The 19,158-nt window shown below is 71.3% G+C and carries 20 protein-coding genes and 2 tRNA genes; 5 read left to right on the top strand and 17 right to left on the bottom strand.

From position 1 onward, the window contains the following. Positions 1-352: 352 nt before the first annotated feature. Both ACWD35_RS30200 and ACWD35_RS30195 read left to right on the top strand, forming a co-directional pair. Positions 353-1,591: a cytochrome b/b6 domain-containing protein gene (locus ACWD35_RS30200; RefSeq protein WP_451354487.1), complete on the top strand. Its 1,239-nt coding sequence runs from the start codon at positions 353-355 to the stop codon at positions 1,589-1,591. Continuing rightward, a complete protein-coding gene (locus ACWD35_RS30195) occupies positions 1,588-3,198 on the top strand; it encodes an NADH-ubiquinone oxidoreductase-F iron-sulfur binding region domain-containing protein (protein WP_451354486.1) in 1,611 nt (536 codons plus the stop codon). Before ACWD35_RS30200 ends, ACWD35_RS30195 begins: the two co-directional genes overlap by 4 nt. 123 nt (positions 3,199-3,321) lie before the next feature. On the opposite strand, the gene ACWD35_RS30190 is transcribed toward ACWD35_RS30195, so the two are convergent. Next, positions 3,322-3,394: transfer RNA gene (locus tag ACWD35_RS30190), tRNA-Ala, on the bottom strand. A 115-nt stretch (positions 3,395-3,509) separates the two neighbouring features. On the opposite strand from ACWD35_RS30190, the gene ACWD35_RS30185 reads away from it, so the two are divergent. Beyond that, positions 3,510-4,721, top strand: a complete 1,212-nt coding sequence (locus ACWD35_RS30185; protein ID WP_451354485.1) for a glycosyltransferase 87 family protein — start codon at positions 3,510-3,512, stop codon at positions 4,719-4,721. Here ACWD35_RS30185 and ACWD35_RS30180 read toward each other — a convergent pair. The 3 genes from ACWD35_RS30180 to ACWD35_RS30170 form a co-directional block, all read right to left on the bottom strand. Next, the gene (locus ACWD35_RS30180; RefSeq protein ID WP_006136074.1) at positions 4,711-4,944 is read right to left on the bottom strand and encodes a hypothetical protein; all 234 of its coding nucleotides are present in this window, start codon (positions 4,942-4,944) and stop codon (positions 4,711-4,713) included. The genes ACWD35_RS30185 and ACWD35_RS30180 overlap by 11 nt on opposite strands. Positions 4,945-4,947: 3 nt before the next feature. Then, positions 4,948-5,121, bottom strand: a complete 174-nt coding sequence (locus ACWD35_RS30175; protein WP_451354484.1) for a hypothetical protein — start codon at positions 5,119-5,121, stop codon at positions 4,948-4,950. Between the two features lie 69 nt (positions 5,122-5,190). After that, the gene (locus ACWD35_RS30170) at positions 5,191-6,681 is read right to left on the bottom strand and encodes an MFS transporter (RefSeq protein WP_451354483.1); all 1,491 of its coding nucleotides are present in this window, start codon (positions 6,679-6,681) and stop codon (positions 5,191-5,193) included. 129 nt (positions 6,682-6,810) lie between these two features. Here ACWD35_RS30170 and ACWD35_RS30165 point away from each other — a divergent pair, with 129 nt between their 5' ends. Continuing rightward, positions 6,811-7,749 (top strand): helix-turn-helix transcriptional regulator, encoded by a 939-nt coding sequence (locus ACWD35_RS30165; RefSeq protein ID WP_451354482.1) that lies wholly within the window; start codon positions 6,811-6,813, stop codon positions 7,747-7,749. Positions 7,750-7,802: 53 nt separating this feature from the next. On the opposite strand, the gene ACWD35_RS30160 is transcribed toward ACWD35_RS30165, so the two are convergent. From ACWD35_RS30160 to ACWD35_RS30130, 7 genes are all read right to left on the bottom strand, one after another. Further along, positions 7,803-7,875: transfer RNA gene (locus ACWD35_RS30160), tRNA-Ala, on the bottom strand. Between the two features lie 73 nt (positions 7,876-7,948). Next, positions 7,949-8,617 carry a histidine phosphatase family protein gene (locus ACWD35_RS30155; protein ID WP_451354481.1) on the bottom strand — a complete coding sequence of 223 codons (669 nt, stop codon included), beginning with the start codon at positions 8,615-8,617 and terminating at the stop codon, positions 7,949-7,951. Next, positions 8,617-9,051 carry a ribosome silencing factor gene (rsfS, locus tag ACWD35_RS30150; protein ID WP_451354480.1) on the bottom strand — a complete coding sequence of 145 codons (435 nt, stop codon included), beginning with the start codon at positions 9,049-9,051 and terminating at the stop codon, positions 8,617-8,619. Before rsfS ends, ACWD35_RS30155 begins: the two co-directional genes overlap by 1 nt. A 154-nt stretch (positions 9,052-9,205) precedes the next feature. Beyond that, positions 9,206-10,939: a LytR C-terminal domain-containing protein gene (locus tag ACWD35_RS30145; protein ID WP_451354479.1), complete on the bottom strand. Its 1,734-nt coding sequence runs from the start codon at positions 10,937-10,939 to the stop codon at positions 9,206-9,208. A gap of 16 nt (positions 10,940-10,955) precedes the next feature. Next, a complete protein-coding gene (nadD, locus tag ACWD35_RS30140) occupies positions 10,956-11,642 on the bottom strand; it encodes a nicotinate-nucleotide adenylyltransferase (protein ID WP_451354478.1) in 687 nt (228 codons plus the stop codon). A gap of 56 nt (positions 11,643-11,698) precedes the next feature. Next, entirely contained in the window at positions 11,699-11,863 is a 165-nt protein-coding gene (locus ACWD35_RS30135) for a hypothetical protein (protein ID WP_451354477.1), read from the bottom strand. A gap of 153 nt (positions 11,864-12,016) precedes the next feature. Further along, positions 12,017-12,181 carry a hypothetical protein gene (locus ACWD35_RS30130; protein WP_451354476.1) on the bottom strand — a complete coding sequence of 55 codons (165 nt, stop codon included), beginning with the start codon at positions 12,179-12,181 and terminating at the stop codon, positions 12,017-12,019. A 103-nt stretch (positions 12,182-12,284) separates the two neighbouring features. Here ACWD35_RS30130 and ACWD35_RS30125 point away from each other — a divergent pair, with 103 nt between their 5' ends. Further along, positions 12,285-13,391: a M48 family metallopeptidase gene (locus tag ACWD35_RS30125; protein ID WP_451354475.1), complete on the top strand. Its 1,107-nt coding sequence runs from the start codon at positions 12,285-12,287 to the stop codon at positions 13,389-13,391. Between the two features lie 148 nt (positions 13,392-13,539). Here ACWD35_RS30125 and ACWD35_RS30120 read toward each other — a convergent pair whose 3' ends face one another. From ACWD35_RS30120 to ACWD35_RS30095, 6 genes are all read right to left on the bottom strand, one after another. Next, positions 13,540-14,607, bottom strand: a complete 1,068-nt coding sequence (locus ACWD35_RS30120; protein ID WP_451354474.1) for an SCO2583 family membrane protein — start codon at positions 14,605-14,607, stop codon at positions 13,540-13,542. 134 nt (positions 14,608-14,741) lie between these two features. After that, positions 14,742-15,314, bottom strand: coding sequence for an SCO2584 family spore wall biosynthesis protein (locus ACWD35_RS30115; protein ID WP_451354473.1), 573 nt, complete (start codon positions 15,312-15,314; stop codon positions 14,742-14,744). Between the two features lie 154 nt (positions 15,315-15,468). After that, positions 15,469-16,755: a glutamate-5-semialdehyde dehydrogenase gene (locus ACWD35_RS30110; RefSeq protein WP_451354472.1), complete on the bottom strand. Its 1,287-nt coding sequence runs from the start codon at positions 16,753-16,755 to the stop codon at positions 15,469-15,471. Between the two features lie 85 nt (positions 16,756-16,840). Continuing rightward, the gene (locus ACWD35_RS30105) at positions 16,841-17,266 is read right to left on the bottom strand and encodes a hypothetical protein (RefSeq protein WP_451354471.1); all 426 of its coding nucleotides are present in this window, start codon (positions 17,264-17,266) and stop codon (positions 16,841-16,843) included. Positions 17,267-17,387: 121 nt separating this feature from the next. Then, entirely contained in the window at positions 17,388-18,494 is a 1,107-nt protein-coding gene (proB, locus tag ACWD35_RS30100; RefSeq protein ID WP_451354551.1) for a glutamate 5-kinase, read from the bottom strand. Between the two features lie 136 nt (positions 18,495-18,630). Further along, the gene (locus tag ACWD35_RS30095) at positions 18,631-19,149 is read right to left on the bottom strand and encodes a hypothetical protein (RefSeq protein ID WP_451354470.1); all 519 of its coding nucleotides are present in this window, start codon (positions 19,147-19,149) and stop codon (positions 18,631-18,633) included. Between the last annotated feature and the right edge of the window lie 9 nt (positions 19,150-19,158).

Here is a 19,158-nt window from a genome sequence, read left to right as displayed (position 1 = left end):
CCCCTCGCACAGGAGGGGACGCCGCGCCGATGCCGACCGCGGTTGCAACCGCCGGTCGGTGCTGATCAGCGCGGCCCGCTAAGCAGAAGGCGTACGGCACGCATGGCGACAGGGTACCGCACCCCTTGAGCAAGCCGCGACGCGCTTCCGTATGCCTTGTGGACATGCCAGAACCCGGACGGAACTGAACCAAGGTCAAGGATTACTTCGCGTAACACCCACTAAGGGACATCGTCCAGTCATATTGTCCGTCAATAACAACGCAATAACTCAAACCCCGTACTGATCGGTATGGCTCCACTTAGAGTTCGGCAGCGGGACCGCTTTCCCGAAACTGCTCGGAGTTGCCCCCATGAACCTTCGTCGTAGTACCCGCTCGCTCCCCAAACCCGGCCGGTCGGCCTATGGAGTGGCGACCGCCGTCGCCTTGCTGCTCATCCCCTTGGCCGTTCTGGTCGGAGGCAGCCCGTTCCGCGATTTCCTGAACTTCGGCGCGGGCGTGCTGTCCCTCGTCTCGCTCAGCTGCTCGGTGATCTGGGGCCTGTTCGCGCAGGACCGCATCTTTCTGAACACCCGGCAGCGCATCGTCGGCCAGGCGGTGCACCGGACGACCGGAATCGCCTCGATCGCGTTCCTGTTGCTGCACATCACCGTCAAGCTCGCGCTCGGCCACACACAACTGATCGCCGCGATCATCCCCTTCTCGCTCGGCGTCACCGGAATCGGCGGTCTGGTCGGGCTGGGTTCGCTCGCCGGCCTGCTGATGATCTTCGTGGGCGTCACCGGCGCCCTGCGCAGCAACTTCGCCACGCCGGCGCCCATCGCCGCCCGCTGGCGGGCCATGCACATGCTGGCCTACCCCGCGTGGTGCGCGGCACTGGTGCACGGCCTGTACGCGGGCCGCCAGGCCAAGCCGATCTTCGTGATCCTCTACATCCTGTCCCTGCTGGGCGTGATGGGCGCCCTCGCGCTGCGCTCCGCCCCGCGCCCGGTCAAGCGCAGGGTCGCCGACCGGCTCATGGCGCTGTTCGGCAGCCCGGAGCGGCCGGCGCTCGACGATCTGGACGCCGGCCGCGCGCGGGTGGCCGAGTCTGCGCTGCCGGGCTACGAGCGCCGGCCCGGGCAGGAGGCGTCGCCCGTCGGCTCGACGGCTCCCCTCTCCGCCTCGCCGTACCCGTCCCCCGCCCCGGAGCCCGCCTCCGGCTTCGCCGCCGCCTACCGCGCGGTGTCCACCGCGGGCCGCCCTCGGCAGCCGTTCGCGACCGGACGGACCACGCGCGTGGACGGCCCCTCCGGTACCTCGGGCAGCTGGCCGGTCCCGTCCCCGCCTCCGGTCGGCGAGGCCCCGCCGTCCGCGTACGACCCGCTGAGCGACACCGGCTACACCATGCCCGTCTACGACAATCCGGGCGCCGCCGGATACGGCGGAAGTGACCTGTACGACACCGGTGAGACAAACGGCCGCTATGCCGCGTACAACCCGGGTGACACGTTCAACAGCGGTCCCGCCACCGAAACACTCCCCGGAGCGTCCTTCGACGCCCCGGGATCGGGCGAACCGTGGAACACGCCTTCCGGAGGCTTTAAGTGAACGAGGCCCTGCCCGACGTTCCCGAAGTCCGCGTGGTCGGGCTTCCCCAGCTCACGTCGGGCTTCGACCTTGTGGAACGACTCGACCTGCCCATGCACCTGAAGGTGCACGGGCCGCTCGACCCCCTGGGCGGCGAAAAGCTCGCGCAGCTCGCCGAACGGATCAACCTCAAGGGCCGCGGCGGCGCGGGCTTTCCCTTCCACAAGAAGCTGCGCTCGGTCGCCGAGTCCGCGATCAGGCGCGGTGTACGGCCGGTCGTCGTCGTCAACGGCAGCGAGGACGAGCCGGCCTGTCGCAAGGACACGGTGCTCATCAACCGAGCCCCGCACCTCATCCTGGACGGCGCGCTGCTGTGCGCCGAGGCCCTGGGTGCCCGCACGCTCGTGGTGGGGGTCACCCGGGAGTCCACCCAGCGCTCCATGGAGGCCGCGCTCGCCGAACGCGGCCTGAGCAACAGCCGCAGATCGGCCCTCCGCGCGTGGGTGCAGCGCAACCCGGTGCGCATGGTCACCGGCGCCGCCGCGTCGCTGATCCGGTCGATCGACGGCGGTCCGGCGATCCCGCCCGGCCGCAAGATCAGCGCCTCGCAGAGCGGCGTCGGCGGGGCGCCCACGCTGCTGTCGAACGCCGAGACGTTCGCACAGCTGGCCGTCGCCGCGCGCATCGGCCCGGACCGCTACGGCAACACCGGCCTGTACGACGAGCCGGGCACCGTCATGCTCACGGTCTCCGGCGCTGTCGCCCGCCCGATGGTGATCGAGGTCCCCACGGGTGTGCCGCTGCGCTACGTGCTGCAACTGGCAGGCGCTCCGCCAGTGCCGCAGGGCGTGCTGACCGGCGGCTACCACGGCAGGTGGATCGACGCGGCGACCGTCGACGAGGCGATCGTCTCCCGCAACTCCCTGGACGCGGTGGGCGGTTCGCTGGGCGCGGGCGCGATCCTTCCGATCGGCCAGGAGACCTGCCCGCTGGGCGAGTCGCTGCGGGTGGCGCAGTGGCTGGCCGAGGAGAGCGCGGGCCAGTGCGGCCCCTGTTACCTCGGACTGCCCGCCGCCGCGCGCGGGATGGAGGAGATCCTGGGCGGCGGCGGCCCGGCCGCCCTGGAGGCGCTGAAGCAGGTCACGCGGAACGTGAAGCGGCGCGGGGCGTGTTCGCATCCGGACGGCTCCGCGATGTTCCTGGAGTCGACCATCAAGGCGTTCACCGACGACCTGGCCGCGCATGTCCTCGGAAACGGCTGCGGACGGCCCGTGGAGGGCGTTCTGCCGCTCTTCGAGGGCGGCAGGGCCCCTGCGGGCATCCCGGGCGGCGGAGAGCCCGCAGAGACCGGCGCGAGCCGCCAGAAGATCTACGTCGACTGGACGCTGTGCCGGGGGCACGGGCTGTGCGCGGACATCCTCCCGGAGGTGTTCGAGCTGGGCGCCGACGGCTTCCCGACCGTCGCGCAGGCGCAGGTGCCGCGCTACGCGGAGGCGAAGGCGCTGCGGGCGGTGCGCCGCTGCCCGGCGCTCGCCCTGCGCCTCGAGGAGGACACGCGCGCGCAGCCGCCGACGCGCAACCTGCCGGTCCTCTCCCAGGGACGGGGCCGACGGGCTCTGGGCCGCTGAGCACACAGGAAGGGCGGGTCACCCGGTTCGGGGGACCCACCCTTCGCGCTCGGCGCTCAGCCGCCGTGTTCCGCAACACGCCGAAGGCGGACCACCCTTCGGATGATCCGCCTTCGATTTCTGTGGAGCTAAGGAGAATTGAACTCCTGACCTCCTGCATGCCATGCAGGCGCTCTACCAACTGAGCTATAGCCCCTTGTTTTATTGTTTCGCCCGGTTCCCCCGGCGACGTCGTAAACATTACAGGTCCGGCGGCGTAGCACCAAATCGGTTTCCGGTCAGCACCGATACGGGCGCTAATGTCGGCTTTCGTGACCGTGATCGCGTCCTCCGCAGCCCACCGCCGGGTGCCGGTCGCCCTGGGCGCGTGCCTGGTGTCGTTCGCGGCGTTCTGGGCCGCACAGCGGGCCGCGCACGTGTCGATGATCGACCTGATGGTCTACCGGACCGAGGGGGCCACCGTCCGCGCGGGCGGCGACCTGTACGCGCTGCGGGCGACCGCCGCGCACCTGCCGACCACCTATCCGCCGTTCGCGGCCCTGCTGTTCACGCCGCTCACCCTGCTGGACACCGCGCCCCTGCGCACGCTGGCGACCGCAGGCAACCTCGCGCTCCTGGTGGTGTTCGTACGGCTGTCGCTCAAACTCGTCGGCCACGCGCGCGCGGAGAGCGTCTGGTGGGTCGCGGCACTGGCGGTGTGGTGCGAGCCGGTGTGGACAACCCTGCGCTACGGCCAGGTCAACCTGCTGCTGGCCGTCGTCGTACTGGGAGACCTGTCCCGCCGTCCGGCGGGCAGGCGGGACCGCTGGGCCGGGACGGGCCTCGGGCTCGCGGCGGCGGTCAAGCTGACGCCGGCGCTGTTCGCGCTGTTCCTGCTCGTTACGGGTGTCATGGCCCGCGCGCGGGGCGGGGACGGGGGGCCGTGGCTGCGGCACGCGCGCGGGGCGGCCGTCGCGTTCGCCGGGGCGACGCTGGGCGCGGCGGCCGTCCTGCCGTACGACTCGTGGCGGTTCTGGACCGGCGCGGTGTTCCACGCGGGCCGGGTGGGGCACGCCGAGGACACCGCGAACCAGGCCCTGCGGGGCGTGCTGGCCCGCCTGCTGCACACTCCGGACCCGGGAGCCCTCTGGGTGGCCGCCGCGGCCGTGACGGCGTGCCTGGGCCTCGCGGTGGCCGTGGCGGCGGAGTTGCGCGGCCGGCGTCCCTGGGCGGTGTGCGCCTGCGCGGTCACCGCGCTGCTGATCAGTCCGGTGTCGTGGACGCACCACTGGGTGTGGTGCGTGCCCCTGGTGCTGCTGCTGTGGACGCGCGGACAGCGGGCCGCCGCCCTGGCCGCGCTGCTCGTCTTCTGCTCGTACGCCCCCTGGTGGGTGCCGCACGGCATCGGGAGTCCCGAACTGCACCAGGGAGTTGCCCAGTTGACGCTGTCCGCCCTCTACGGAGGGGCCGGTGTGCTGTTCCTCACGCTGGCCTGGACATCGTTGCCGGAGCCAGGATCGCGCTCCGGCCCCGTCAAGCCGTGACGAAGGAATAGAACCGCTTGAGCGTGCAGTGTTCTTCCAGGAGTCGGCCGTAGATCGGCTCGCCCTCGAGTTCGCGGTAGGTCTCGATCGGGTCGCCTTTTATGATCAGCGCCCGCGCGCATTCCTCGCACCAGTACTGGTAATCGGGATTGATCGGTTCCATGTCACGGACAATCGGCGTTCCGCTGCCGCACCAGTCGCACTTTCGCCTGTGTGCACCCATCGATCAGCTCCAGCTGTGGCCGCAGGCCGTGCACACGTAGGAGATTCCGCCGTTGTCGCCGAGTACTTGGGCCACATGCGCGGAACCGCAGGAAGGGCAGCTGAGCCGGGTGGTTGTATCCCGTATCAACGCCTCATTGAGGAGGTGGCCGCCCTCCTCGAGGATGCTCGCAGGCATCGCTACTCCCTCCCGTCGGGCCGCGCCCCCTTCCGGCCGTTTGATTCTGCCACGGCCGGGCCAATACGGTCAGCGACGCCTCAGTACCAGTCCGGACACAGCACCCACCGCGGCCAGTGCGGCCAGCACCCACGCGCAGTCCGACAGCGCCTGCGCAGAGGTATACGCCCGCGGAGCCCCAAGCGACTCAAGCCGGTTCAGGAACAGTGTGCCGAAAGCCGAGACGCCGAGCAGCTGACCGAGCTGATTGACCGTCGCCAGCAGACCGCTGGCGTCCGCCGCGTCCTCGGGCCGCACCGTGGCCAGCGCCCGGGTGAGCGTCGGGCTGAAGGCGAGCGCGAGTCCCACGCCCATGCCGGCGTACGCGGCGTAGAGCGCCACTCCCCCGTCGCCGCCGCCGTGGAACGCCAGCCCGATCCCCGCCACGGACACCGCGGCGAGCGCGAACCCGGCCGGGGTGAGCGCCCGCTGCCAGGCTGCGGGCCACCTCCGCCAGGTCAGGCTGACCGCGCCGAAGACGGCCGCGGTCGGGGCGAAGCTCAGCCCGGCCCGCAGGGCGCTGTAGCCGAGGCCGCCCTGGACGTGGAGCGTCAGCGCGAAGAGGAAACCGGCGTTGACCGCCATGACGGCGAGGACGCGGAAGACGGCCAGGCCCATGCCGGGGTGGCGCAGCACCCGGGGCGCGATCAGCGGGGCGCCGCCGCGCCGGGCCAGCCGGGACTCGTAGCCGCAGAACAGCGCGAACAGCAGCACGGCGCCGCCCAGCGACAGCCACGACCACAGCGGCCAGTCCTCCTCCTGCCCGAGCACCAGCGGCACCGTCAGCAGCGACACGGCGGCGGCGAGCAGCACCAGGCCCGGCAGGTCGAGGGCGCGGGCCCGCTCCCGCTCGTCCACGGCTCCGACGGGCAGGACGCGCCGGCCCAGCACCAGCAGGACGACGCCGACGGGCACGTTGACCAGGAACACCGGCCGCCAGCCGGTGCCGAACAGGTCGGCGCTGACCAGCACGCCGCCGACGACCTGGCCGGCCGCCGCGCCCACGGCGAGGACCGCGGAGTAGACGCTGAGCGCCCTGGCCCGGGCCTCGCCGGTGAAGGTCCGCTGGATCAGGCTGAGCACCTGCGGGACCATCAGGGCCGCGCCGACGCCCTGCACCAGCCGGAACGCGATCAGCTCGGTCGATCCCTGCGCCAGGCCGCAGGCCAGCGAGGCGGCCGTGAACAGGGCGAGTCCGGCGACGTGGACCCGGCCGTGGCCGAGCCGGTCGCCGAGCCGGGCGCCGGTGATCAGCAGCACGGAGTAGCTGATGGTGTAGCCGGCGATGACCAGCTGGAGGTCGGCGCCCGAGGCGTCGAGGTCGGAACCGATGGTGGGGGCCGCGACGTTCACGATGAAGACGTCGAGGACGGCCATGAACATGGCGGTGAGCAGGGCCGCGAGCAGGAGCCGGGACCGTTTGTCAGTGCCAGGTGTTTGACTGTCAGTGGTCGGTGCTTCACTGATCGCAGGGCTCGCGCCGGGCGCGGAACCCGGCACGGTTCGAGGTGTCGTCGTCATGGCATCGAGCCTCGCGACTCACCGGTAAGGGTGCCGAGTGCCCGCCGATGCTGGTACTGCCAGCACCTGGCAGGGGACGGCCCGGGTGCCGACGATGGGGACGGACGACGGGGGAACGGGGGAACGACGATGGCGACGAGGACACAACGCCGCAGGCCGGAGCTGGCCGCCTTCCTGCGCAGCAGGCGGGCGCGGGTCACACCGGCCGACGTGGGCATGCCGCCGGGGCTGCGGCGGCGCACACCCGGGCTGCGCCGGGAGGAGGTCGCCCAGCTGTCCGGCGTGGGCGTGACCTGGTACACGTGGCTGGAGCAGGGCCGCCCGATCAACGCCTCCGGGCAGGTGCTGGACGCGGTCGCGCGCACGCTGCGGCTGGACCCGCCGGAGCGGGAGCATCTGTACCGGCTCGCGGAGGTGCCCTTCGACCCGGCTCCGCAGTGCATGACCCGGCGGATAGGTCCGGAGGTGCAGGGGGTCATCGACGCTCTCGACCCGCTGGTCGCGGTGGTCTACAACTCGCGGTACGACGTCCTCGCCACGAACCCGGTGTACCGCGCCCTGTTCGCGGTGCCGGAGACGCTGCGGATCGGCGTGCCGAACGTGCTGTGGACGCTGTGCACGGTGTCGGAGGAGGCCTGCCCGGTGGTGCACCTGGAGCAGGAGCTGCCGTTGATGGTGGCGACGCTGCGGTCCGCCTACGGCAGACATGTGGGCGAGCCGGCCTGGGAGGACTACATACGCGCGCTGTCGGCGGCGAGTCCCTCCTTCGCACAGCTGTGGGCGAGCGGGGTGGTGACGCCTCCGGGGCCGCGGGTGAAGGTGTTCCGGCACGAGGCGGTGGGCGAGATGCGGATGACCTCGCAGTCGCTGTCGATCGACGGGGTGCCCGAGTGCCGGATCGTGGTCTACACGCCGGAGGACGAGGAGACCCGCGAGAAGGTGGCGCTCCTGCGGGAGCGCCGGGAACACCTGTGGCCGCCGGCACAGGACGGCACGGAGGCCTGCGGGGAGGCCGAGGAGGCCGAGGAGATCATCCGCAGGTGGAATGCAGAAAATCCCGCCCCCTGAGGGGACGGGATCCTCATCACCGATCCTTGACAACTCAACAGAGTGTCGACCAGTGGAGCTAAGGAGAATTGAACTCCTGACCTCCTGCATGCCATGCAGGCGCTCTACCAACTGAGCTATAGCCCCTTGCGTTCTTCCCGCTCGGCGGGGCGAACAAGAAGAACTTTAGCCTGTGACCTGCCAGAAAGTGAAATCCGGATCAGGTGTCGTCGCCGAGGACGGGCTCCGGGAGGGTGCCCGCGTTGTGCTCCAGCAGACGCCAGCCGCGGGCGCCTTCGCCGAGCACGGACCAGCAGCAGTTGGAGAGGCCGCCGAGGCTCTCCCAGTGCTGGGCCTCCAGGCCCAGCAGCCTGCCGATGGTGGTGCGGATGGTGCCGCCGTGGCTGACCACGACGAGGGTGCCGTCCTCGGGCAGCTTCTCGGCGTACCGCAGCACGACGGGGGCAGCACGGTCGGCGACCTCGGTCTCCAGTTCGCCGCCGCCGCGGCGGACGCTCTCGCCGCGCTTCCAGGCGGCGTACTCCTCGCCGTAGCGGGCGATGATCTCCTGGTGCGTCAGCCCCTGCCAGACGCCCGCGTAGGTCTCGCGCAGGCCCTCCTCGCGGGTGACGTCGAGACCGGTGAGGGTGGCCAGCTCGGCGGCCGTGTTCGCGGCCCGCTGGAGGTCCGAGGAGACGATCGCGTCGGGTCCCAGGGAGGCGAGCAGCCGTGCGGCCCGGCGGGCCTGGCCGACGCCGGTCTCGGTCAGCTCGACGTCGGTGGTGCCCTGGAAGCGGCGCTCCACGTTCCACGCGGTCTGGCCGTGCCGCCACAGGATGATGCGGCGACCCGGGGTCCTGCGGTCGGTCACCTCACCGGTGGCGCTCATCACCACTCCCCGCCTGGCTCCTCGGCGGCCTGCAGCTTGGCGTGCTCCTCGGCCTTGCCGCGGGTGGCCTTGGCGTCGGCGGGCAGCTCCAGCTCGGGGCAGTCCTTCCACAGCCGCTCCAGGGCGTAGAAGACGCGCTCCTCGCTGTGCTGGACGTGGACGACGATGTCGACATAGTCGAGCAGGACCCAGCGGGCCTCGCGGTCGCCCTCACGGCGCACCGGCTTGGCGCCGAGTTCCTTCTGCAGACGCTCCTCGATCTCGTCCACGATCGCCTTGACCTGGCGGTCGCTGGGCGCGGAAGCCAGCAGGAATGCGTCCGTGATCGACAGCACGTCGCTGACGTCGTAGGCGATGACGTCGTGGGCGAGCTTGTCGGCCGCCGCCTGGGCGGCAGTGTTGATGAGGTCAAGAGAACGGTCGGTGGCGGTCACTACGAAGCTTTCGGTCGGGGACAGAGATCGGCGCTGGGGTGCAGGGCGGACCGCAGGGCACGGCCCGTCGGCGGTCACCAGACCTCAAGGGTCTCACGGACCGCCTGGCACACCCCACGTGATTACGGCGGCACGTGGGGTGCCCCGGCCGGGGTCAGGAGGAGCTGGGCTGGTAGTCCGTGCCCAGGACCACCGAGACGTCGGCTCCGGAGGAGACGCTGCCCTTGCTCACGGAGCCGGCGGGCAGGCCGAGGGTCTTGGCGACCTCGGCGGCGTTCTCCTTGTCGCCGGCGTCCGAGTAGGTCACCTTCGACGTGGCCTGGGTGCCGGACGCACCGCCGCCCTCCAGGAAGGTGAAGCCGCCGTTGAGGAGCACCACGCGGGCCTTCTCGATGTCGCCCTTCACGCCGGTGGCGTTCCGGACGGAGACCCGGACCGCAGAGCCCGCGTCAGGGCTCTTGGCGGTGCCGCCGAGGATGTCCTTGACCACGCTGTCGCTGGTCTTCGCGGTCAGCGTGCCGTCGGCCTGCACGGGCAGCAGGGCCGTCTTGTAGTCGCCGCCCTTGGCGAGGTCGGCGAGCTTGGCCAGGAAGGCGCCGAGGTCCTTGTCGGTGAGCGGCGGGTCGAGGATCTGCGCGAGGGTCTGCACGGTGACCGTGGCCCCCGCCGGGTCGGAGGACAGCTTGCGCAGCACGCCCTGCATGACCTGCCCGAACCGCTCCAGCTGGGCATTGTCGGACTCGCCGGTGGCGCGGTAGGTGGCGTAGGCGACGGCCATCTTGCCGCTGAGGGTCTGGTCCGTGCCCTTGTGGACGAGCGGCCCGGTGCCCTTCTTCTTGGCGTCCGGGTCGGGCACGTCGGCGTTGGTGTCGACCTCGATGTTTCCGACCAGCTCGACGAGGTTCTGCAGGTATGGGGTGTCCAGCCGCCAGGTGCCCTGGATATTGGTGCCGAGGACGGAGTCGAGCTGGTCGCGGGTGCCGGAGGTGCCGTCGTCGTCGACCGACTTGCCGAGGGTCGTGGTGGAGCCGTCGTCGCCGGTCAGCGCGAGGGAGTTCGGCAGCAGGACGGTGGAGCCCCGCTTGGTGGTGGTGTTGTCGACCAGCAGCACCGTGGAGGTGCCGCCCTTGCCGGTGTTGTGCAGGTGGACGACGATCACGTCGCGGTTCTGGGCGCCCACGGCGGTGGCCTGGCCGGTCTTGCCGCCGGAGGAGGACAGGCCGGGGAGTTCTCCGGCGAACCAGAGGTAGCCGACACCGCCGACGGCGACCAGGGCCAGGACGACGGCGAGGGCGATGACCCGGCTGCGGGCGCGGCGGCGGGCCTCCTCGCGACGCTCGGTGCGGTTCTCGGTGAACTTCAGCCAGTCGATGACGTCCCCGGAGTCGCCGTCCGGCTCCTCCACGAACGCGAACTGCTCGGTGCGGTAGTCCGGTTCACGCGTGGGCTTCGGCCCCTCGGCCTCTTCCGGGGCGTGGGCCTCCTCGGCCGGGCCGGCCTGCTGCGGGATGAAGGGGGGCTGCTGCGGGATGTGGGGGGGCTGCTCGGGGGCCACCCGGGGCTGCTGCCCGCTGCTCGCCGCCTGCCCGTAGGGGTCGTACGCCGGGGCCTGGCCCGGAGCCGCCGTGCCGTAGGGGTCGTAGGAGCCGTAGCCGTCGTACGACGGGGGCTGCGGTTGCTGCCCGCCGGTGTCGTAGGGGGGTACGGGCTGCTGCTGCCCGGTGGCGTAGGGGTCGTAGCCGTAGCCCGCCTGCTGGGCGTACGGGTCGTAGGTCCGTTGCGGAGCCTGTTGTACCGGGACCTGCCGGTACACGGGCTGTCCGTACTCGTCGTAGCCGACGAGTTCGTACTGGTCGTTCCCGTACCCCGCGTCGTATCGGTCGTTCACCGGTGCCCCTCTCGGCTCACTCGCCGCGGTACAGCTCGCGCTTGTCGATGTAGCGCACGACTCCGTCGGGCACCATGTACCAGATGGGTTCGCCCTTGGCGACTCTCGCACGGCAGTCTGTGGAAGAGATGGCGAGCGCCGGAACCTCGACGAGGGTGACGCCGCCTTCCGGCAGGCCCGGGTCGGTCAGATGGTGGCCGGGGCGGGTGACGCCGATGAAGTGCGCGAGGGAGAACAGCTCCTCGCTGTCGCGCCAGGTCAGCAGCTGGGCCAGGGCGTCGGCGCCGGTGATGAAGAACAGGTCCGTGTCGGGATTGAGGACGCGCAGGTCGCGCAGGGTGTCCACGGTGTAGGTGGGACCGCCGCGGTCGATGTCGATGCGGCTGACGGAGAACTGCGGGTTCTCGGCGGTCGCGATGACCGTCATCAGGTAGCGGTCCTCGGCCGGGGAGACCTTGCGGTGGGACTTCTGCCAGGGCTCGCCGGTGGGCACGAACACCACCTCGTCCAGCTGGAACTGCGCGGCGACCTCACTGGCCGCCACGAGGTGTCCGTGGTGGATCGGGTCGAACGTTCCGCCCATGACGCCCAGGCGTCGCTTGCCCGAGTGGGCGGGGCCGTGGCCCGGGCCGTCCTGCGGGTGCTTCGCCCTGGCGCCGGCGGACTCGTACGCCGGACCGGTAGGCATGTCCTGCTCTCCCATGCGTGCAGACCCTACCGGCCCGGTCTCGGACCCCCTGCCGGGGCGGGGTACCCCGCTCAGCGGTCGCGGTTGAAGCGCGTGGTGATCCACAGCAGAAGCAGGAGGATGACCAGGGCACCGCCGCCGGTGACGGCCGGGTTCAGGCTGTTGTGGTGGCCGCCGTGCTCCTCGCCCTCGGCGGCGAGGGTGACCAACTGGGCTGCGGCGCTGTGGAAGCTCATCTTCGGCAGAACCTATCGCGTGTGGGCGGGATAAAGATGTCGGCTCATCGTAAGCGGGCGGCCCCGCGCCGCTCACGCCGACTCCGCCGTTGGGGGCGGACGGCGGCGGGAGGGGGCCGGGAAAGGGTCGCTTCGGGGAACTTCCGCGGCCGGTCAGTCGTCCTTCCGTTTGTAGCCGCGCAGCAGGAGCCAGGCGGTCAGCACGCAGCCCAGCACCATCACGATCAGGACGATCCGGAGCAGGCTCCCCGTCCCGTGCTGCTGGACGGCGCTGGTGGCGGCCTCGGTCAGCCAGGCGGCTGCGGGGTGATGCTCCATCACGTGGACTCCTTCGGCTGTACTGCCCGTCCACGGTATCTCCGCCTAGGCTGGGCCCTGTCTCGGGGGCACAGTGGACACCTACACGTACATGGGGGATGACATGTCCGACGACGTCCGGCACGGGACCGGGCACGAGCGGGTGCCGAGCAGGCAGCGCAAGCGCTTCCCCGGGATCTCCTCGCGTGCCTACGAGCATCCGGCCGACCGTTCGGCTCTGGTGGCGCTGCGCAAGCTGAGCGGCTTCGACACCGTGTTCAAGGCGCTGAGCGGACTGCTGCCGGAGCGGAGCCTGCGGCTGCTGTTCCTGTCCGACTCGGTGCGGGTCTCGGAGCGGCAGTTCTCGCACCTGAACGACATGCTGCTGGACGCCTGTTACATCCTGGACCTGGAGAAGGTCCCGCCGATGTACGTCACGCAGGATCCGCAGCCGAACGCCATGTGCATCGGGCTGGACGAGCCGATCATCGTCCTGACCACCGGGCTCGTCGAGCTGCTCGACGAGGAGGAGATGCGGGCGGTCGTCGGCCACGAGGTGGGCCATGCGCTGTCGGGGCACTCGGTGTACCGCACGATCCTGCTGTTCCTGACGAGCCTGGCGCTGAAGGTGGCCTGGATCCCGCTGGGCAACCTCGCGATCATGGCGATCGTGACGGCGCTGAGGGAGTGGTTCCGCAAGTCGGAGCTGTCCGCGGACCGGGCGGGCCTGCTGGTCGGGCAGGACGTGCGGGCCTCGATGCGGGGTCTGATGAAGATCGCGGGCGGCAACCATCTGCACGAGATGAACGTGGACGCGTTCCTGGAGCAGGCCGAGGAGTACGACGCCGGGGGCGATCTGCGCGACTCCGTGCTGAAGATCCTCAACGTGATGCCCCGCTCGCACCCCTTCGCCACCATCCGGGCGTCCGAGCTGAAGAAGTGGGCGGAGTCCCGGGACTACCAGCGGATCATGGACGGGCACTACCCGCGGCGCACCGAGGACAAGGACACCTCGGTCAGCGGCTCGTTCCGGGAGTCCGCGGCCAGCTACGCCAGCGATGTGAAGTCCTCCAAGGACCCGCTGATGAAGCTGGTCACGGACCTGGCGGGCGGCGCGGGCGACCTGGGCGGCCGGGTGCGGCGCGGCTTCGACGGCTTCGCGAGCCCGCCCCCGTCGAAGGAGGGCCCGACGGACACCCCGCCCCGGGACGACGAGGGCGACGACCAGTAGCGGGACACCGAGGCGTGCCCGGCACCACCGACCGCCGGGCACCCTTGAAACGGGCTCCGGCTGAGCAGCGCGCCCTGCCTGACCCGGCTCCCGGTCCGGCCGAGCAACCAGCCCAGCCTGACCAGTCCCGGCCAGACCCCGCCCCACCTCACACCTTCGGCTCAGCCCCAGTGGCCAACGTCCCGCACAGGGCCGTTGCGCTGTCCGTCTCGTAGGGGTTGGTTCCCGCAGGGCCGCCTGTTCTGGCCGTCTGGCCGGCCAGGAGGGGGCGGAGGTAGGAGAGGGAGTCCTCGGCGCAGGCCAGGGGGCCGGCCTGGACGTAGGACGTGACCAGTTGGACCTGGTGGGTGCGCAGGTCCTCGCGGTCGAAGCGGAAGGTCAGCTCGCGGCGGACGGTGAACAGGGAGACCGGTGCCTGGGCGGCCCCGGTCGGGCGCAGCGCGTAGACGAAGGTGTGGTCGGCGGTGATCTCCAGCGTGTCCGAGTCGGCCTCGGCGGCCTGGAGGCTGCCCTGGACGCGGATCTTGTCGTCGGCCAGCTGCGCGCGGGAGGGGTCGAGGCGGACCACCCAGCCGGTGGGCGCGTGACGGCCGTCCGCCGTCGGGTGGTCGAAGCTCTGGTCGAACTGGGCGAGTTGCTCGGGGTCGAGGAGGGCGCGCGCCGGGCGGATCTTCCGGCCGGTCAGCACCTCGGGGTCGAGCGAGGAACGGACGATGTAGTCCTTGGTGGTGGTCAGGGCGGCCACGACCTGGCTCTCGGAGAAGTGCCCGGTGGCCCGCGAGGCGGGCAGCGGTATCCCCTCGGCGCCGACCTCGAACTGGGCGGCGGGGCTGTGCGCGTACAGCGTCTCGGCGTCGGCGGCGCCGGGCACCTTGCCCTGTGGGGCGAGCGGGATGACGGTCATCCGCAGGGGCTCGACGGGCCGCCGGGTCTGGGGGTCGTCGTAGGGGTGGCGGATGCCCATGTAGACCGCGGTGCTTAAGGCGACGGCGATCAGCAGGAGGAGGATCACGGCCTGCCGGGCCAGTCCGCGGTGCAGGGTCGGGCGCCGGCGCACGGCGGGCGCGTGGTCGGCGATGCGCTCCTCGGCGGAGTACTCCTGGAGGCGGGCAGCACGGACGAACGATTCGTCGAAGACGACGGATCGGTACTCGTCCTCCGCACCACCGGGGCCGCCCTCGGGTGTCCCCTCCGGTGGGTCTACAGGCCCGCCCATACTTTCAGAGTAGGTCTCGCGGGCCTCGGGTAAACGCCCGTCTGCACGACAACTTCTGACAGGTTCTCACCAGGTGCCTGACAGATTCTCACCCCGCGCGTGACAGAGGCTCACCCCCGGCGCACGCGGGGCGCTCAGGGCGAGCGCGGAATGGCCGAGACGGCCGGCCGGGAGTGGTCGTCGGCGGAGGGGGGAACCGATGTGGCGCCCTGTTCCAGGCCGGTGGAGGCGGGGGGCGGCACCCGGTCGCGGGTGCCGGAGGAGGCGCTCCGGTAGACCGCGGCGAAGGCCAGCGCGACCATGCCGATGCCCATGACGAGGGCGAGCAGCCAGGCGACGGGGCGGTGCCAGCGGACCTTGTTGCCGTAGGGGCCGAAGGGGCCGTGGTGATCGGAGAGGACGTAGGTGTCGTCCAGCTCGTCCTCGTCCCGATCATGACCGAGATCGGTCCCCTCGGGGCTGTACTTCTCGTCGTAGCGCTCGCTTCTGGCGCGGGCGCGGCGGGCCTCTGCCTCGGAGGCCTCGGCTCTGGCCTCTGCGGCGGCCAGGAGGCGTTCGACAGCGGTCGGCTCGTGGACCGTGGCCGCCTTGACGAAGGCCTCGTCGAAGACCACGGAGGCGAACTCTTCGTCCGACACCCCATGGTCGCGGTCGTCGTCGGGCTCCCCGCCGTCAGGGAACGGCGTGCCCCCCACGTCCTCCGGCACGGCTCCAGAGTAGACCTGGGGGGTCAATTTGGGCAGACGGTATGGAAATTCGTCTGCCTGCTGAGACGGCTCTGCGGCGGCTTTCGGCCGTCGCCAGGCCTCCGTCAGGCCGCCCGTCCGGCCGCCCGTCAGGCCGCCGCCGAACGGGGGATCCTCAGCGTCGGACGTGCCCGTCGCCGGTGACGATGTACTTCGTGCTGGTCAGCTCCGGCAGGCCCATCGGGCCGCGGGCGTGCAGCTTCTGGGTGGAGATGCCGATCTCGGCGCCGAAGCCGAACTGGCCGCCGTCGGTGAAACGGGTGGAGGCGTTCACGGCGACGGTGGTGGAGTCGACCAGCTGGGTGAACCGGCGGGCGGCCTGCTGCGAGGTGGTGACGATCGCCTCGGTGTGGCCGGAGGTCCACAGCCGGATGTGCTCGACGGCCTTGTCCAGCGAGTCGACCACGGCGGCGGCGATGTCGTAGGAGAGGTACTCGGTCTCCCAGTCCTCGGGCGTCGCCTCGACGACGGTGGCCTCGGAGTCCTTGGCATAGGCCAGCACCCGCTCGTCGGCGTGGACGGTGACCCCGGCCTCGGCGAGGGCGTCGAGGGCGCGCGGCAGGAACTCGGGGGCGATGTCCTGGTGGACGAGGAGGGTCTCGGCGGCGTTGCAGACGCTGACCCGCTGGGCCTTGGAGTTGATCAGGATGTCGATCGCCATGTCGATGTCGGCCTGGGCGTCGACGTAGACGTGGCAGTTGCCGGTGCCGGTCTCGATGACGGGGACGATGGACTCGTTGACCACGGTCCGGATCAGGGAGGCGCCGCCACGCGGGATGAGGACGTCGACCAGTCCACGGGCGCGCATCAGCTCGCGCACGCTCTCGCGGCTCTCGCCGGGCACGAGCTGGACGGCGTCGGCGGGCAGCCCGGCGCCGCCGACGGCGTCCCGAATCACCCGGACGAGGGCGCTGTTGGAGGCGTAGGCGGAGGCGGAGCCGCGCAGCAGGACGGCGTTGCCGGACTTCAGGCAGAGCGCGGCGGCGTCCACGGTCACGTTCGGGCGGGCCTCGTAGATGATGCCGACGACGCCGAGCGGGACGCGGACCTGGCGCAGGTCGATGCCGTTGGGGAGGGTGGAGCCGCGGACGACCTCGCCGACCGGGTCGGGCAGCTTCGCCACGTCGCGGACGTCGGAGGCGATGGCGCGGATCCGCTCGGGGGTGAGGGTGAGCCGGTCGACGATGGCCTCGCTGGTGCCGTTCTCCCGGGCCTTGGCCACGTCCTTGGCGTTGGCCTCGACGATCTCGGCGGTGCGGACCTCCAGGGCGTCGGCGATGGCGAGCAGCGCGTCGTCCTTCACGGAGCGCGGGAGCGGCGCGAGGTCGGCGGCGGCGGCCTTGGCCCGGTAGGCGGCCTGGGTGACCGGGGACATCGAGTCGTACGGGGAGAGCGTGGTCATGAGGGAAGGGTAGTGCGCGGCAGGGGCCTCTTCAGCGGCCGTTCCACACCCCGAGACGGCCCAAAAGGGGTGAAGCCCGCCCGCACTAGAACGGGTGTACGCCGACGGGCGTGGCGGGTGCCGGGCCGTACCCCTCGGCGATGCGCTGGTGGTAGGTCTCGCGGTCGATGACCTCCAGGCCGACGATCTCCCAGGGTGGCAGCCCGGCGCTCTGCCGGTGCTCGCCCCACAGGCGCAGCGCGACGGCCGCCGCGTCGTGCAGGTCGCGGGCCTCCTCCCAGTACCGGATCTCCGCGTGGTCGCCGGCGTATCTGCTGGTCAGCAGGAAGGGGTGGTCGTGGGCGAGCTGTTCCAGGGCCCGCCGCAGGTCCTGCACGGGCACCTTCTCCCCGCGGACGCTGAGGGTGACATGCCACAGCCGGGGCAGGTCCTTGGGCTCCTCGTAGGTGCCCCCGGCCGCGACGCTCGTCAGAGCACCGCGGGATGCCACCCCAGGGCGCGCTCGTCTCACGACGGCCTCCTTCACCCAGCGCTCGGAAACATGCCTCCGACACAAAGTTGAGCAGGCCGTATCGCTCTGCGGGGCGGTTTTACGGAACGTCCCCCACCGGAGGCGTTTACGGCACCCCGTTTTACGCGTGCAGGAGCACCAGGTCGTCCCTGTGTACGACCTCGCGTTCGTACGCCGGTCCCAGCTCGCGGGCCAGTTCACGGGTCGAACGCCCGATCAGCCTGGGAATCTCCTTGGCGTCGAAGTTGACGAGCCCGCGGGCCACCGCGCGCCCCGAGGGGTCGCGCAGCTCGACCGGGTCGCCGGCGCTGAACTCGCCCTCGACGGCGGCGATTCCGGCGGGCAGCAGCGAGGTGCGGCGCTTCACCACGGCGTCGACCGCCCCCTGGTCCAGGATCAGCGCCCCCTGCGGGGTGGACGCGTGCTGGAGCCAGAGCAGGCGGTCGGCGGAGCGCTTGCCGGTGGGGTGGAAGTAGGTGCCGGTGTCGCCGCCACCGAGCGCTTCGGCCGCGTGGACGGCGCTGGTCAGCACCACCGGGATGCCCGCGGCGGCGGCGATGCGGGCCGCCTCGACCTTGGTGACCATGCCGCCGGTGCCGACGCCGGCCTTGCCCGCGCTGCCGATCTCGACGTCCGCGAGATCCTCCGGGCCCCGCACCTCCGCTATCCGCGAGGTGCCCGGCTTGCCGGGGTCGCCGTCGTAGACACCGTCGATGTCGGAGAGAAGCACCAGCAGGTCGGCGCGGACGAGGTGGGCGACGAGGGCGGCAAGGCGGTCGTTGTCGCCGAAGCGGATCTCGTCGGTGGCAACGGTGTCGTTCTCGTTGACGATCGGGAAGGCGCCCATGGCGAGCAGCTTGTCGAGGGTGGTGGAGGCGTTGCGGTGGTGGGCGCGGCGGCTCATGTCGTCGCTGGTGAGCAGCACCTGGCCGACGCGGACGCCGTAGCGGGCGAAGGAGGCCGTGTAGCGGGCGACGAGCAGGCCCTGGCCGACGCTGGCGGCGGCCTGCTGTCGGGCGAGGTCCTTGGGGCGGCGGCGCAGGCCCAACGGGGCGAGGCCGGCGGCGATGGCACCGGAGGAGACGAGGACGATCTCCCTCTCTCCCCCGCTGCGGCTCTTGGCGAGGACGTCGACCAGCGCGTCGACGCGGTCGGCGTCCAGGCCGCCCGCGGCGGTGGTCAGCGACGAGGAGCCCACCTTGACGACGATCCTGCGGGCCTCGCCCACGGCCTGCCTTGCCCTTGCCACGTGTGGTCCGTCTCCTTCACGCGCGCAGCGCGCGCATTGCGCCAGTCGGCTCTCTCGACGGCAATCTAAGCGAAGAAGAGCGGATACCGTCCATTCGTCCAGAACGCGGACCGCGTTATCCGAAGGCCGACGCGAGGCCGCCTACGAGGAGCAGCACGAGGGAAAGGCCGGGCCCCAGCCACTCCGGGAGTCCGAACGTGCTGCGCTTCTCGAAGCCGTGTCCGGCCCTCGGGACAGCGCCGTCCCGGCGGCGCAGCAGTTCCTCCGCGACCGCGTCCCGCTGGGCCCTGCCCGTCAGAGCGGCGCCGAATGCGGACACCGGCATGCGGCCGTACCCCGAAACGACAAGGGTGAGGGCGGTCCGCCCCTCCAGCCCCGTGATCAGGTGGTAGGGGACGAGGTACTGCGAGTACATGTTGTTCACGCGGAGGCGGTCCTGCCCGAACGCTACGTACGGGTTGAGGTACACCCGCCAGATCATGTACAGGACGAACGGCACGGGAGCCAGGGCGACCAGTCGCGTCACCCACGAGCCGGTACCGGCCGCGTCCTCCTGGAGCACCACCTGCAATGCCACCACCGCTGCCTGCGCCATGACGGCCAGCACCACCCTGGGGGTTCTCCTGATCCGCACCACTGAGCC

This window comes from Streptomyces sp. NPDC002671, assembly GCF_053592475.1.
The sequence above is the reverse complement of the archived record's forward strand: the minus strand, read 5'-3'. Positions and strand labels throughout refer to the sequence as shown.